At 56.2% G+C, this 12,945-nt stretch carries 17 protein-coding genes; 14 read left to right on the top strand and 3 right to left on the bottom strand.

What is annotated here, in order from left to right; all coding sequences use genetic code 11:
* Positions 1 to 52: 52 nt before the first annotated feature.
* Positions 53 to 682, bottom strand: a complete 630-nt coding sequence (locus ACZ5C3_RS24025) for a helix-turn-helix domain-containing protein (RefSeq protein WP_464044325.1) — start codon at positions 680 to 682, stop codon at positions 53 to 55.
* Between the two features lie 87 nt (positions 683 to 769).
* Between ACZ5C3_RS24025 and ACZ5C3_RS24020 the strand changes: the two genes are divergently transcribed.
* From ACZ5C3_RS24020 to ACZ5C3_RS24010, 3 genes are all read left to right on the top strand, one after another.
* Complete coding sequence (locus ACZ5C3_RS24020; RefSeq protein WP_464033648.1) at positions 770 to 1,105, top strand: helix-turn-helix domain-containing protein; 336 nt, start codon at positions 770 to 772, stop codon at positions 1,103 to 1,105.
* 74 nt (positions 1,106 to 1,179) lie between these two features.
* Positions 1,180 to 1,770, top strand: coding sequence for a hypothetical protein (locus tag ACZ5C3_RS24015; RefSeq protein ID WP_464033647.1), 591 nt, complete (start codon positions 1,180 to 1,182; stop codon positions 1,768 to 1,770).
* Positions 1,767 to 2,075 (top strand): hypothetical protein, encoded by a 309-nt coding sequence (locus ACZ5C3_RS24010; RefSeq protein WP_464033646.1) that lies wholly within the window; start codon positions 1,767 to 1,769, stop codon positions 2,073 to 2,075. Before ACZ5C3_RS24015 ends, ACZ5C3_RS24010 begins: the two co-directional genes overlap by 4 nt.
* Before the next feature lie 670 nt (positions 2,076 to 2,745).
* Here the strand turns inward: ACZ5C3_RS24010 and ACZ5C3_RS24005 are convergent.
* A complete protein-coding gene (locus ACZ5C3_RS24005; protein WP_464033645.1) occupies positions 2,746 to 3,042 on the bottom strand; it encodes a hypothetical protein in 297 nt (98 codons plus the stop codon).
* Positions 3,043 to 3,128: 86 nt separating this feature from the next.
* Here ACZ5C3_RS24005 and ACZ5C3_RS24000 point away from each other — a divergent pair, with 86 nt between their 5' ends.
* The 3 genes from ACZ5C3_RS24000 to ACZ5C3_RS23990 all read left to right on the top strand — a co-directional run bounded on the left by ACZ5C3_RS24000 (position 3,129) and on the right by ACZ5C3_RS23990 (position 5,505).
* Positions 3,129 to 3,920: a hypothetical protein gene (locus ACZ5C3_RS24000; protein WP_464033644.1), complete on the top strand. Its 792-nt coding sequence runs from the start codon at positions 3,129 to 3,131 to the stop codon at positions 3,918 to 3,920.
* A gap of 2 nt (positions 3,921 to 3,922) precedes the next feature.
* The gene (locus ACZ5C3_RS23995; RefSeq protein WP_464033643.1) at positions 3,923 to 4,570 is read left to right on the top strand and encodes a DUF6362 family protein; all 648 of its coding nucleotides are present in this window, start codon (positions 3,923 to 3,925) and stop codon (positions 4,568 to 4,570) included.
* Between the two features lie 260 nt (positions 4,571 to 4,830).
* Positions 4,831 to 5,505 carry a hypothetical protein gene (locus ACZ5C3_RS23990; RefSeq protein ID WP_464033642.1) on the top strand — a complete coding sequence of 225 codons (675 nt, stop codon included), beginning with the start codon at positions 4,831 to 4,833 and terminating at the stop codon, positions 5,503 to 5,505.
* 119 nt (positions 5,506 to 5,624) lie between these two features.
* On the opposite strand, the gene ACZ5C3_RS23985 is transcribed toward ACZ5C3_RS23990, so the two are convergent.
* Positions 5,625 to 5,897, bottom strand: a complete 273-nt coding sequence (locus tag ACZ5C3_RS23985) for a hypothetical protein (RefSeq protein WP_464033641.1) — start codon at positions 5,895 to 5,897, stop codon at positions 5,625 to 5,627.
* Positions 5,898 to 6,019: 122 nt separating this feature from the next.
* On the opposite strand from ACZ5C3_RS23985, the gene ACZ5C3_RS23980 reads away from it, so the two are divergent.
* From ACZ5C3_RS23980 to ACZ5C3_RS23945, 8 genes are all read left to right on the top strand, one after another.
* The gene (locus ACZ5C3_RS23980; protein WP_464033640.1) at positions 6,020 to 6,226 is read left to right on the top strand and encodes a hypothetical protein; all 207 of its coding nucleotides are present in this window, start codon (positions 6,020 to 6,022) and stop codon (positions 6,224 to 6,226) included.
* A complete protein-coding gene (locus ACZ5C3_RS23975) occupies positions 6,226 to 6,579 on the top strand; it encodes an HNH endonuclease (RefSeq protein ID WP_464033639.1) in 354 nt (117 codons plus the stop codon). The genes ACZ5C3_RS23980 and ACZ5C3_RS23975 overlap by 1 nt, the downstream gene beginning before the upstream one ends.
* A 315-nt stretch (positions 6,580 to 6,894) precedes the next feature.
* A complete protein-coding gene (locus ACZ5C3_RS23970) occupies positions 6,895 to 7,314 on the top strand; it encodes a P27 family phage terminase small subunit (protein ID WP_464033637.1) in 420 nt (139 codons plus the stop codon).
* Positions 7,259 to 9,139, top strand: a complete 1,881-nt coding sequence (locus tag ACZ5C3_RS23965; protein ID WP_464033635.1) for a terminase large subunit — start codon at positions 7,259 to 7,261, stop codon at positions 9,137 to 9,139. Before ACZ5C3_RS23970 ends, ACZ5C3_RS23965 begins: the two co-directional genes overlap by 56 nt.
* Positions 9,140 to 10,498 carry a phage portal protein gene (locus tag ACZ5C3_RS23960; protein ID WP_464033633.1) on the top strand — a complete coding sequence of 453 codons (1,359 nt, stop codon included), beginning with the start codon at positions 9,140 to 9,142 and terminating at the stop codon, positions 10,496 to 10,498.
* Positions 10,495 to 11,187 carry an HK97 family phage prohead protease gene (locus ACZ5C3_RS23955; RefSeq protein ID WP_464033631.1) on the top strand — a complete coding sequence of 231 codons (693 nt, stop codon included), beginning with the start codon at positions 10,495 to 10,497 and terminating at the stop codon, positions 11,185 to 11,187. Before ACZ5C3_RS23960 ends, ACZ5C3_RS23955 begins: the two co-directional genes overlap by 4 nt.
* An 11-nt stretch (positions 11,188 to 11,198) precedes the next feature.
* Entirely contained in the window at positions 11,199 to 12,554 is a 1,356-nt protein-coding gene (locus ACZ5C3_RS23950) for a phage major capsid protein (protein WP_464033629.1), read from the top strand.
* 95 nt (positions 12,555 to 12,649) lie between these two features.
* On the top strand, positions 12,650 to 12,925 hold the full coding sequence (locus ACZ5C3_RS23945) for a hypothetical protein (protein ID WP_464033628.1): 276 nt from the start codon (positions 12,650 to 12,652) through the stop codon (positions 12,923 to 12,925).
* Positions 12,926 to 12,945: the final 20 nt, after the last annotated feature.

Raw genomic sequence — 12,945 nt, 5'->3', positions numbered from 1 at the left:
CTCCATGCTTGGAGGGATAATGCGCCAGCGCATAATATGTGTCAATGCATATTCATTGTCGAAACCGTATTCCCAGCACAGGCCGCGCCGATTCGACCAAGTCCGTAAGCCAAGGAAGGCGTTGTCCGAGGAAATAATATTTTCGGTTAGGGGCTGGCATAAGCCGCCCCAGCCTTACGGTCTTATTCTTGAAAAACACCAAGAGAGGTTCTTTACCCTCGAATTTGTCGGGGGCGGCTGCAGCATCGTGGAAGTAGATCACCGATCGTACCGGCACTAACGGCAAAAGCTCGCCGGTATTAACCAAAATAGCCTTTGTTTGAGGGGTTGAACGGGCAGGGGCCTCGATTTCTTCGGCCTTTTCCAGCTCTTTGGCTGTCTTCATTGTAACCAGATCATCATCTTCAAGCGTGCCAACGATTTTGACGAAAGGAAGAATTTTCTTCATTTCTTCGAGGGCGGCCTTCCGGACGACTTCATTCATAAACCTAAATTCAAGACCTCGCACATCAGCGTAGGTCGCGAGAAGGGCCACATTTTCAAAAGACGGCGAGGCTCCGCTCTCCCAGCGCGAGACAGTGCCCTGTTCTACTCCTAACTGTGAGGCGAATTCGGTCTGGTTTAAGCCAGCGGCAATTCGAAGACGGCGAACATGCGCGCCAAAGGTCTCACCATCCACCATGGATGCCCCTCATCTATTATTGGATTTATACTGATGCACATCCGGATGAAGCTTGCAAAATTATGTTTTCGCGCATAATTTGAGGCAATGCAGCCAATCGAATTCGTCCGTCGCTCGATTTTCAAGCTCACGCAGTCAGACTTCGCCGCTATTTGCGATGTACGGCAAAGCACGGTTTCTCGGTGGGAGACCGGCTCTACGTTTCCTGACATTCAGCAGCTGGGAAAAATCCGAGAAGAGGCGCGTCGGAGAAACATCAATCTTCCGGACAACGTTTTTTTTGATGCTCCCTCAATGGAGGGTAAGCCCATTGAGCCGACGGATTTGCACAAATCGATCTCCGAACATTCTCAGCGCATCAACCTCGGCTCGAAAGAAGTCCCTGATCGCCCGCTGCCTTCGGACAGCGTCGGCGCCGAATGATGCCCGCGTCCGCACGGAGTGTGGACGCTTTTGTTTTCCGTTTTTCATGACTGCTCCAATGGGTGACTGAACCGATGAGCAAAGCCTACGCATTGACAGGGCGAACCAGCAAATCTGGACCAACCCGAAATGGATACGGATTATCCGAAACAGATACGTTTTCGTGGATTCACGGTGCTCTGACCGACTTCTTCAGCAGCCTCAAACCTCAGAAAACATGGTCACTTATTTCTGACGTGCTCGGCCTCAAGGAGCATGCCGCCAAACACCGCGCGGCCAACCATCGGGACTATTCGATTGAGGAACTCATGGTGCTGCTCCACAGCGAGAGTGGTGATGAGATCCTCGAAATGCTGATGGCCGACGCGGAGCCCGACTGGTGGCGGGCTCTCAAGGTCAATCTCAACCTCTCAAGAGCCGTCGCCGCGCAAGCGCAATGGCAGCAGACCATCTTGTCGCTAGATACCGCGCCGCTCGACCAGTCATCCCGTCGCAAGATCAAGAAGGTGGTCAATGCCGACCGAGCTTTCAACAAAGCCCGCGCAGAAAAGGAACTTGCCGCGGGGCTTCTTCATCAAAACAATGATCGCGCTGTGGCTGGCACCCTGGCTCAAGCCCCGGGGAAAGCCTCAGGCGGAACGAACCGGGGAGGCCGGCGGGGATGACCGCGAAGATCATTCCATTTCCGGTTAGTGAGACTGCAGCACTTTCACCGACCGCCCGAGCGATCTACCGCGACATCTGTCGGCTCTATAACGGAACAAACAACGGCTCCATCAATCACTCCATCGCAGATGGCATGAGATGTACCGGAGCGTATCGGCACAAGGTCGTCGAGGCCCGTCAGGAATTGGTCGATGCGCGGCTTTTAGAGCGCCGTAGAGAGGGCGATAGCTCTGGCCCTACGGAATGGATCATCTGCAAGTATCCAGCGCATGACGTAGGCTTCCAGCCCGATGGTGCAGCATGAGCGGGGGCCGTCGGTCTAATCGCCGCACAAAGATCAGCGGTCAATTTACGCCGCGTCCCATCGAGATGCTGGAATCTCCAGCATACCGAGCACTGAGCCTTTCAGCGCATCGAGTGTTCAGTCGCGTCGAAGTAGAACTAGCGCACCATGGTGGCGCTGATAATGGTGCTCTCCCGGTTACGTTCGATGATTTCGAGCGCTACGGAATTCATCGTCACGCTATTAAATCGGCCATCAATGAATGCGTGGAGCTGGGATTCCTTGAAATCACCGTCCCGGGTCGCTCCGGAAACGGAGAACACCGATCCCCGAACCTCTTCCGTCTGACATATCGGCCAACGAACCGGGACGCCGAGACGAACGAATGGCGGCGGATCGAGACGATAGAAGAGGCGGAAGGTCGCGCCAAACTCGCTCGATCACTTTCCTCAAAAACAAAACGCCAGTGGCGGAAAACGCCAGATTTCAGTGGCGGAAAACGCACTGAAAGTGAGGTGTTACCAGTGGTGGATTCCGCCACTACGGGCCTAGTTCGGATTCCGCCACTACTATCTATATCTCGGGGTGGAGACACACAGAAGGGAGACAGCCCGACGAGGGAAGCGCAGGTTGACCCGCACGCTCCAACTGATCGAGCACGAGGAGTTGCCTGATGGGACAAGCTGGAGTTTTAGCTTTCCCCAGAGTCGGGGCTTTCGACTTCCAACAGCCAGCGAGCGATGCGTCGCTTGCCTTCGCGATGTTCTGTTTCGCCGCTCCAATCCAATTTTGGATGCTGGCGCTTAAGCTCCTTGAGCGCACTGTCAAACCTTGTCTGCACTTCGATTTGGACCGGTTTCTGCTCGAGGTAGCCTTCCCAGTTCGTTTTAAATTCGTGGTGTGGCTCGGTTTCAATCACCTCAATAGCGACGCCCTGAGGCGGTCGAACGGAAGTCAGGAAGGTGGTCAGCAAATCAATCGGCTTCATTAAAGTCTCCATTGAAGGCATCTGGGATCTGATGAGAATGGCCTGAAAAGGGATCTGGAACTAGCAAAGCATGAGCGAGAAAAAAAATGCCAGACAATGAAAGCGAAAAATCGGCAGCCGATAATGAGGCAAGCCCAACGATCACTGTCACTGACCTGATCGCACGATCCTTCCACCTCGCTCGCTCAAAATATCTATCGGAAAACCGGGCATGGATTGACCTAGCTGGCGCCCTCGCGGGCCGCTCGGGAATTCTACCGCTGTTGATGGGAGTTCAGCGTGTCGGTGAGCTTGATCTGGTAATGCGCGCTATGGAGGATGAGTTTCTCGCACGCGCAGCTCAAGATCCATTCGCGTCAAACTATCAGCTGGTGTTTGCTGAGACTTGGGTTGTGGCTTGCTACGAGGCGCTGCGGGCTTTTAAGCAACGGGATGAGGAGCGGGAAAAGCTTGCCAAGAAGGATGGAATCCAGCCTGAAACTGACGCGCTATCGAATACCGCCGATTTCAAAGTAGTATTCCGACAGTTTGAATTGCTGCGAATGCCGATCGCAAAATACGAAGTCGCGAGTGAGCGCAAGATGGACGGCGAATCTATTTTGATGCGCACCGTGGGCGAAGGGCCGCATCGCGAATTCCTCTACACCAGAAGCGATCCTGCGAGATTCCACATCATGCCGACAGTTATCGGGCCCAATGGAAGGATCGGATGGTATGCAACCGATCATTTGAACAAGCAGCAGCAGACGGTCTGGATTGAGAGGCGGGTATTATCCGACAAGGTTCTGGGGCTCGTTCAAATAATAGAACCTGCGGGGCTCCGAGAGGCGCGACTGAAGGCGGAGGGAGCTGCACAGCCCTCGAATAAGGAAGCTTAAATATGACGGAATGGTCGGCAGAAATCGTCAGGGCGCGGTTTGTCGAGGCGATGGATACTGAGCGCAGAATGCCGGGCGAACGACGCGTCAAGAGCAGCGGTTACTGGCCGGCCTATGAGCACACGTTCAAGGACATGAACGGGTGGGGCACCAAACGGCTTGAAGAAGAGCGGAAAATGCGATTCCGGCGCATCCCGCCAACATCGGCGGCGATCAGCCGCCATGATGAGGTCATGCGATGGACCGCCGAAATCATCAAGGACGAAACTGATCGTCGTATGGTGTGGGCTTGGTCATGCTGTCAGATAACAGGGGCCTCTTTCGCCGCTCTTTGCCGAAGTTCGGGATGGTCGAAAGCAACAGCGTATCGTCGCATTCAAGCGATGATGGACCATACGGCGGCTGTTCTTTGCAAGAAACGCACTTTGTTGCGCCTTCCCGACGAATATTGGCTGAGACAACAACAGCCTATTCAGCTACAGATTACTGGCACAATCAAAATCCCTGACGACGAGCCCAGCAAGTCGCCAACGTCGCAGATCATCGGCGACAGGTCTCGGCATTTACTGACGTCGCCGCAGGCCATCGATGCCTTCGAGAAGCATCTAGCTGCGCTGAATCAGTCAAGGCGCAAAAGGCGGGCCGCCTAGTGCGCTGGAGGCGGTTCACCATCCTCTTACGTTCGAAGTGGCCAACCCGTGGTCATTCCGAAGGGGCCGTTTCGGAACTGGCCCGTCGGACCGGGTGGGTCGATGAAAGACAATCGCGCGGCGGTCGGAAAATAGAAGTGTCCAGTCGTCGAGAGAGTGTTGGCTTGGCCCACATGGTCAGCCAGATCTCCTTGATAACTTTCAAAATGGGTTAACTGCTGTCTTAGGTCGTGGCATCCTCCTGCTTTTGAGGGGGAATCATGGACCTTTCCAACCCGAAAACCTGGACGGATGGCTTGAGGGTTGTCGTTGACGCACCTCACGTCGTGGTTCCTCTTTTGTTGGCGGTGGCCTTCGGAGGTTGGTGGTTTCGCGGCCATCTTCAGGATAGCCAAATCGGTACTCTCAAACAGGAACTGGCGTTAGCAGACAGGCAACTTTCCGACTACAGAGATAAATTAGCAGGAGCTTCACCCGATCAAGTCAAGGCTCGCTTAGTAGAGTTAGAGGCAAAATTGACCGAGCGGGTAGTGCGTCTCGAGGGGCGCCGCTTATCGCCCGAGCAGTGCGCGAAGATAGTGGCCTCGGTAAAAGATACTTCGGCAGGCAGGCAGTACTTTGTTCGCGTACCAGCTGAGATCGCTGCCGATTGCGAGCAATATGCTGAGGACTTCCGGTTAGTACTTGCTGATGCCGGATGGACAGCTCAAACGGGCAGCGTTTTTGGAGTAGGTCGTAAGCCACCATCTGGCATTGCCATTATTTTTCCGGACCTGAATAGGCCTCCGTTGGAAGCTTTAATCCTGATGAAGGCGTTGAAAGCCGCTGATATACAGTTCGACGCGCAGCAAGGCAGTCCTAACGCAACTGCGGTCGAGGTGCTAATCACCACAGCAACCAAACGATTAGTGTCGGTGCCCCCATTAATTACCTAGGCTTTTCAAAGCAACGCCGACCATCAGATGCAGATAAGTGGACAGCGACGATGCATCTGACCTCGATCATATCGAGGGCGCGATTTCCCCGCAGAGGGAATGGGACGCGCGGAGCGTCTTCAAATCAAAGCATGAGAAACGGTTTTGCTTATCTCATGCGCTTGGCCTTGGTGAAACGTGTAAAGCAGCACAAGGGCAGCTATCAAAACTCCACCGAGAAGCCAGCCAAAGTTGATCGATTGTTTTTTGGTCATGCGCTGACTGCTGGGGCCTTCCTGCGCATCTCTAATTGCTTTCTGTGCTTCTTGCCTGGTGGCGTATTTCAGTATCCGGCTTTCACCAGAGCAGACGACAAACTCGCGACCGGCTCGTTTGATCTTATATCGCTGCATTTTAACTCCCCGCTCGGGCGGACAATGCAACCGATCGTTGTCCGTTCCTAGGCGTGAAGAGTGTTATCCGCGTTGTAGCTCTAGCGTCCTTTCACAACCGTTAAAGCGATCGGCTGATAGATATGGAATCCCCGGGCAATCAATCACATAACGTGATCGTGCTGTCATTCGGTCGGACGTACACTGATGGTGGCAAGGCGCGTATTCGTGCGCGGCGTGAGGTCTCTGGCCTGACTCGCACACGGATCATTCCCGATGATGTGGAGACGGTGACGGTCGACCTCGTCATGGACCATGCCGATCCCGAGCAGCCATTCACTGCAGCCTGATGGGCGCGCGTGATCGTGACGCCAAGCGCAGAGAAGAGAACCCCTATCGCAAATGGTACGACCTGCGCATATGGCGCGGTCCTGCCGGCTTGAGGCCACAGCAGCTTGCACGTCAGCCCTTGTGTGAGCGCTGCCTGAGCCAAGGCAAGACAACACCAGCCACCACGGTCAACCATCGCAAGCCACATAAAGGCGATTGGTCCTTGTTCATTGATCCTCTCAATCATGAGAGCACCTGCAAGGATCATCACGACAGCACGATCAAGGCTGAAGAGAACCGAGGCTATACTATCGGCACGGACATCAACGGCAGGCCGATTGACCCTCATCACCCATGGAATGCGCGACGTTAGGCAAAGGGAAAAGGCCAGTCTTTCGACTGGCCTCTGGAGGTCGCACTATGAGCAAATTCAATCAGTACTCAAATTACGCTACGTTAGAACGATCCAATTTAATCAGCGCGTAGCCTCTTAGTCCAGTAGATCCATCATCACGATTGATGTGTGACATCTTTGGGCAGGATGATTTTACCCCTCTGCCCCGGGGGGTGGGTCAAAAGTTCAGGTTCTGGGAGGCGCCTACCGCGCTGGGAGTTGCCTTCGCACCGAAAAGAAATTTCAGAGGGGAGGGTATCGGCCCTCTGACGCATGACAAATTCACCATTCCCTATGATTGAAGGCGGTGACGGCACTCCACCCGAGCCAGATTGGCGCTCACTTTACGCGGTCGAAGATGACATCGCGCTGGCGCAACAGCAGTGGGGTGAGGTGATCCGGGAAATGCGAGAGGCCGGGACACTGACGGCATCGAACGGCCATTCCATCCGCCGGCTGATTGAGTTTCGCGTCCAGTATGAGCGCATGGCGCGCCACGTTGCCGAACACGGGCCGGTGATCAAGGCCAAGCGCAGCAAGGTTCCCCAATACAATCCACACTGGATCGTGATGCGCCAGGCCGACGAGAACATCCGGGTCGCAGAGGCAGAGCTGGGCATCTCGCCAGTTCGCCGCGGCAAGGCGACAAAGGTGGTACGTGGTAAGAAAGCCCCGCGCGCCGCGGATAATTTCCTCAAGGCAGTACCCAAGTGATCCGGTCACCGCGTTCGCGCGGGATCTGGTCGACGGCAGAATCGTAGCGGGAGACCTGCAGCGTTTCGCTGGCGAGCGGCACCTTCGCGACATCGTCGACGGCGAGAAGCGAGGAATTTTCTGGCGGTACGAAGAGAAGGCGGCGCGCGCTGTCCAATTCTTCCCGTCGGTTCTGGCGATCACGGCTGGCCCGCGGACTGGTCAGCCATTCGATCTCCTGCCGTGGCATCTGTTCAGCGTCGGATCGTTGTTCGGATGGCTCACAGCCTCAGGCAGGCTGCGGTTTCGTAACGGGTGGTTCGAGACAGGGAAGGGTCAGGCGAAGTCGCCCGTGATGGGCGGAATCGGAATTTACATGATGGGTTACTACGGCGTGCCGCGCGCCGAGGTGTATTCCATCGGACAGGACAAGGCGACGGCGAACGTTCTATTCAAGGATGCCGTTGCGATGTGCCGGGCGAACATCCCGGGCGCCGAAGAGGACGAGACGGACACTCTTGAAAGCCGCGGCGAGGTGGTCATTCGCGGTGAGGGCGACAACGCCTGGAAGATCGAACATCCGGATACGCAGTCTAAGTTTCAGGCGCTGGCGAACGGGGAGGCAATCTCAGGACCTCGCCCCGTCGCAGTGCTCGCGGACGAAATTCACGAGTTCAAGACCATCTACTCGATCGAGACATGGAAGCGCGCTATCGCCAAGATGGCCGGTGACGCGCTGATGCTTCTCGGAACCAATACGCCGGCATCGACGCAGCTTGTCGGGACCGAGCTCTCGGACTTCTATCAGGCGGTGCTCCGCGGGAAGGTCACCGACGACGAGGCATTCGCGTTTATCGCGCGCGTAGACAAAAAGGACCACGACAAGGTTTTCGACGACGAGGCCTGCTGGAAGAAAGCACTACCGGCGCTCGGCATCACCTTTCCCGTCGAGAACATCCGCGGCGAGGTGAACACCGCAAAGCAACTGGCATCGACGGCTCTATCGGTCAAACGGCTTTACTTCGGCATCCCGACCGGCGTCGAAGCGTTCTGGATGGATGACGAACAAGCCTGGATGAGCGTTCAGGGCAAGGTCGACCCTTCAAAGCTCAAAGGGCGCAAGTGTTGGCTCTCGCTGGATCTCTCGAAGAAGAACGATCTGACGTCTTTGTCCGCGGCCTGGGAAGCCGATCCAGAGAACGAAGACCCGGTGTTGCGGCCGATACAGGTGAAAACTTGGTACTGGACGACAAAGAACGGCCTTGTCGATCGAGCGCGCCGCGATCTGGCTTCATATGTCGAATGGGCGGACAGCCCGGACATCGATTTCACCGCTCTGAACGGCTCAACGATCGATAAGACCTTCGCGGCCAAGCAAGTCGACGCATTGACTGCAGAGCACGAGGTTCAATTCCTCGCCTTCGACCCCGCCGGCATGGCGGACTTCATGACGGCCTGCGAAGAGATAGGGCTGGCGGTTTGGAAGTTCGAGGGCAAGGACAAGCCGCAGGGTGAAGGCCTTAAGCTCGTTTCCCATGCGCAAGGCAAGAAGCGCATGTTTGAGGACCGGCAGTTAACGATGCCGACGTCGATCGAGAAGCTCGAGGACGTCATTCTTGAAAAGCAGATCGTCATCGACAGTTCACCGGTCACCACCATGTGCGCCGGTAACGCGAAGGTCGACAGCGACGGTCAGGATAACCGCTGTTTCGACAAGAAGCGATCGCGCGGCCGTATCGACGGGATCGTTACCATCGCGATGGTTGTCGGCGCCGCATTCATGACGGAAGACAAGGGGCCTGACTATGACGAGTGGCTTCGGGACGCCTTGGCGAGTAGTCGCTAAATGAGTTTCTTTTCTCGGTTGTGGAGGAAACCTGCACTCAAAGTGCAGGACCCGGAGAACTCTCGTCGCGGAAAGGGTGACACCTTTACGGGCTATGACGTGGGCCCAGACTCGGCCATGCGTATGTCGGCGTGGTGGTCCGGTGTCCGGTTATATGGCGAAACCATCGGGGCTTTGCCGTGCGCTGTTTACGAGAGGCAAACGGATGGTAGCAAAAAGCCGACAACCGACCATTGGCTTTATGACATCGTCCACGAAAGCCCGAACCAAGACCAGACCGCTCCCGAATTTTGGGAAGGCCAGGTTGTTGACCTCTGCATTCACGGCAATGCCTATTCCCTCAAGGACAAGCGAAGCGACGGATCAATCATCTCGCTGACGCCGATCCCGGCCGATCCCGGTGTCATGAATCGTCGTCGCGATCAGTTTGGCGTAATCCGATATTCGTTCACGCTCCGGGGCAAGCGTTATACGGACCTCACGGAAGACGATGTCTTCCACATCCGCGGCTTTGGTGATGACGGCGAGGGCGGTGGTCTGTCAACGCTCTCTTATGCTCGGCAGAGCTTGGGATTTTCGGAGGCGATAGCGGCATCCGCCGGCACGTATTTCCGAAATGGAATGAAAAATTCCATTTTCTTTACTCAGCCTCCTGGCGGGAAGGCGATGACACCGGACCAACGGAAGGATTTCCGTTCCGCGTTCATCGATCCCTATCTCGGCGGTGAAGGTCTAAACGCCGGTCTCCTTGAGCACGGATTCGACGTCAAATCAGTGAGCTTGCCGCCAAAGGATGCTGAAATGCTCCTGACGTGGCGCTTCAGCATCGAGGATCTTTGCCGGTGGCTTCGTATCCCGCCGGTTCTTGTCGGCCACGCCGCGCAAGGTCAAACGATGTGGGGATCCGGTATCGAGCAAATCATGCTCGGCTGGTACGTCCTCGGCCTTCGCCCGTATCTCACGCGCATCGAGCAGGCGATCAAAAAGCGTCTGCTGCCTCGGCAGTTACTGGGCAAGGTTTACGCTGAGTTTCTGTTCGAGGGTCTGTTCCGAGCCGACAGCGTTGGACGGGCTGCGTTGCTCGCTTCGCTTGGCCAGAATGGATACATGACGCGCAACGAAGGACGCGCCATGGACAACAAGCCACCGATGCCAGGTGGCGACGTTCTGACAGTTCAGTCGAATCTCGTTCCTCTCGATCAACTCGGAAAAGCTACGGGTTCTCCGGAGCAGCAGCTTCGATCCGCGCTGATGAGCATGCTGTTCGGTGGTGACGTCGAGTCGATCATCGAGGCGAAGATGAAATCTATGATCGGTCACAACGGTGGCCCTCGTTTGAATGAGGACGAAGCGGCATGAAGACGAAATCATTCGCCTTTCAGGTCAAAGCGGCTGACGACGAAGGCCAAATCGAGGGCTACGTATCGGTGTTCGGCGTGCGAGACAGCTACAACGAAGTGGTAATGCCGGGCGCCTTCGCCGATAGCCTGTCCAAGCACAAGCGCGAAGGCACCAAGCCGCTCATGTTGTGGCAGCATAACCCGGACGAGCCGATCGGCGTTTGGAACGAGCTCAGCGACGATGGCAAGGGCCTGAACGGAAAGGGTCAGCTTCTAAAGGGCGTGAAGCGCGCCGATGAGGCTTTGATCATGCTCAAGGCCGGCGCGATCCAGGGTATGTCGATCGGCTACCGTGAAGTAGACGTGACGCCAGCGGACGCGACCAACCCACGCAAGCTCCTGAAGCTGGATTTGCTCGAAGCTTCCATCGTGTCGTTCCCAGCCAATCGGCGCGCGCGCGTCGACAGTGTGAAGTCTGAAGGCCGGTTCGCAGATTTTGCGCAGCGCCTGCGCGATGGCGATCCGCCATCAATCAAAGAATTTGAGGACATCCTGCGCGAGGCAGGCGTCCCGAAAGCCATGGCCGTGCAGATCGCCTCTGTCGGTTATGCGAAAGCCGTTCGGAGTGATTCCGAAGGTTCAGAGGCGATCGTCAAGTCAATGGGCGATGCGATCGCATCGCTCAAAGCCATCACTTCCAAATCCTGAAGGATCATTCAATGAAACGTTTTGCTCCATGGGCGGGCTTTGCCGTCCTCGTGGCGATTGCCGTTGTCGCGGTGCTCGCCTTTGATGTGTCGTTCGCATCGGCGCATGCTCACAATCTTAGCATGTATGCGGCTGAGGGTGCCGCCGGCATGGCTGTACTCGAGAAGCAGATCACCGACCTCGCCACCCAGCTTAAAACGGCTGCGGATGAGGTGAAAAAGTCGGCCGAAACGACCCAGACCGAGGTCAAAAATCTCGGCAAGGTCACCGAAGAGACGAAGAAGTCGGCCGATGAAGCCCTGATCAAGCACAACGAACTGAGTGCGCAGGTCAAGGAAATCGAGCAGAAGATGACCACACTTCGCATGGGTGGTGGTCCGGAGCGTAAGAAGTCTATCGGCGAGCAGTTCACCGATAACGACGACGTCAAGTCGTTCCTTAAGTCCAAGCCAAGCCGCGGCGGTGTCTCGGTGAAGCTGAAGGCCATCATTTCTGCCTTGACGACAGATGCCGACGGCTCAGCCGGCGACTTGATCGTTCCTCAGCGTCAACCGGGCATCATTGCGCCGCCTCAGCGCCGCATGACGATCCGCGATCTCCTGACGCCGGGCCGGACCTCCTCGAATGCTATCCAGTACGTGAAGGAAACCGGTTTCACCAATGCCGCGGCGACGGTGTCGGAAACAGCAGGCGACACGAAGCCTCAGTCCGGCATCAAGTTCGACATCATGACGAGCGTGGTCTCGACCATTGCTCACTGGGTGATCGCAACGAAGCAGATCCTCGACGACGTTCCGCAGCTGCAGTCCTATATCGACGGACGCCTGCGCTACGGTCTGCAGTATGTCGAAGAGGGGCAGCTTTTGAACGGCCCGGGCACCGGTACTGATCTGAATGGTATCTATACCCAGGCTTCGAGTTATGTCGCTCCAATCATTCCGACTTCGGCCGGAAACCTGACTAAGATTGACGTCATTCGGCTTTCGATCCTGCAGGGATTTTTGGCCGAACTGCCGTCAAACGGCATCGTGCTGAATCCGGCGGATTGGGCCGATATCGAACTAACCAAGACGGAAGAGGGCGCTTATCTCTTTGCCAATCCACAGGGCGGAAGCGATCCGCGTTTGTGGCGTTTGCCTGTCGTGGAAACCCAGGCGATGGCGCTGGACCGCTTCCTTACCGGCGCGTTCAATCTTGGTGCGCAGATCTTCGATCGTGAAGACGCGAACGTCGAACTCAGCACTGAAGATAGCGACAACTTCCGCAAGAACCTTGTCACTATCCGCGCGGAAGAGCGCCTTGCTCTCGCTGTCTATCGGCCTGAGGCCTTCGTGAAGGGCACCTTCACCGCGGCGCTCGGCTCTTGAGCAGCGAAGCAAATAGCGAAAACGAAAGCCCGTCGGGAAACCGGCGGGCTTTTTCGTTCATAGGGTAGGGCAGACAATTTCATCGGAGCAAGACAATGAAGCTCAAGGCACTCGACCAATTCCACATCAGCTCCGTCAGCGCTGACACGCTGAAGCCAGGGCAAGAGTTTCACGTCAGCGACTCGTTCGGCCATGAGCTTCTGAAGAAGCACGCCGGCAAGTTCGAGCGCCTCGACGTTCCAGAGGCTGAGGAGGCCGTCGTGACAGAAGGCGATGAAAACCAGAAATCGGAGCCTGCTCCGCAAAACAAGGCCGAGGACGCGCCAGCGAACAAGGCTGACAACGGAAAGAAAGGCAAGGGCGACAAGTAAGTCGTCAGCCTCAACCCTCA

The sequence above is a fragment of the Afipia dichlorophenoxyacetatis genome, assembly GCF_055386385.1.
The sequence above is the reverse complement of the archived record's forward strand: the minus strand, read 5'-3'. Positions and strand labels throughout refer to the sequence as shown.

Bases quoted from the DNA above. Each gene is read 5' to 3' on its own strand.
- ACZ5C3_RS24025 (WP_464044325.1), bottom strand. From the start codon at position 682: ATGGTGGATGGTGAGACCTTTGGCGCGCATGTTCGCCGTCTTCGAATT.
- ACZ5C3_RS24020 (WP_464033648.1), top strand. From the start codon at position 770: ATGCAGCCAATCGAATTCGTCCGTCGCTCGATTTTCAAGCTCACGCAG.
- ACZ5C3_RS24015 (WP_464033647.1), top strand. From the start codon at position 1,180: ATGAGCAAAGCCTACGCATTGACAGGGCGAACCAGCAAATCTGGACCA.
- ACZ5C3_RS24010 (WP_464033646.1), top strand. From the start codon at position 1,767: ATGACCGCGAAGATCATTCCATTTCCGGTTAGTGAGACTGCAGCACTT.
- ACZ5C3_RS24005 (WP_464033645.1), bottom strand. From the start codon at position 3,042: ATGAAGCCGATTGATTTGCTGACCACCTTCCTGACTTCCGTTCGACCG.
- ACZ5C3_RS24000 (WP_464033644.1), top strand. From the start codon at position 3,129: ATGCCAGACAATGAAAGCGAAAAATCGGCAGCCGATAATGAGGCAAGC.
- ACZ5C3_RS23995 (WP_464033643.1), top strand. From the start codon at position 3,923: ATGACGGAATGGTCGGCAGAAATCGTCAGGGCGCGGTTTGTCGAGGCG.
- ACZ5C3_RS23990 (WP_464033642.1), top strand. From the start codon at position 4,831: ATGGACCTTTCCAACCCGAAAACCTGGACGGATGGCTTGAGGGTTGTC.
- ACZ5C3_RS23985 (WP_464033641.1), bottom strand. From the start codon at position 5,897: ATGCAGCGATATAAGATCAAACGAGCCGGTCGCGAGTTTGTCGTCTGC.
- ACZ5C3_RS23980 (WP_464033640.1), top strand. From the start codon at position 6,020: ATGGAATCCCCGGGCAATCAATCACATAACGTGATCGTGCTGTCATTC.
- ACZ5C3_RS23975 (WP_464033639.1), top strand. From the start codon at position 6,226: ATGGGCGCGCGTGATCGTGACGCCAAGCGCAGAGAAGAGAACCCCTAT.
- ACZ5C3_RS23970 (WP_464033637.1), top strand. From the start codon at position 6,895: ATGATTGAAGGCGGTGACGGCACTCCACCCGAGCCAGATTGGCGCTCA.
- ACZ5C3_RS23960 (WP_464033633.1), top strand. From the start codon at position 9,140: ATGAGTTTCTTTTCTCGGTTGTGGAGGAAACCTGCACTCAAAGTGCAG.
- ACZ5C3_RS23955 (WP_464033631.1), top strand. From the start codon at position 10,495: ATGAAGACGAAATCATTCGCCTTTCAGGTCAAAGCGGCTGACGACGAA.
- ACZ5C3_RS23950 (WP_464033629.1), top strand. From the start codon at position 11,199: ATGAAACGTTTTGCTCCATGGGCGGGCTTTGCCGTCCTCGTGGCGATT.
- ACZ5C3_RS23945 (WP_464033628.1), top strand. From the start codon at position 12,650: ATGAAGCTCAAGGCACTCGACCAATTCCACATCAGCTCCGTCAGCGCT.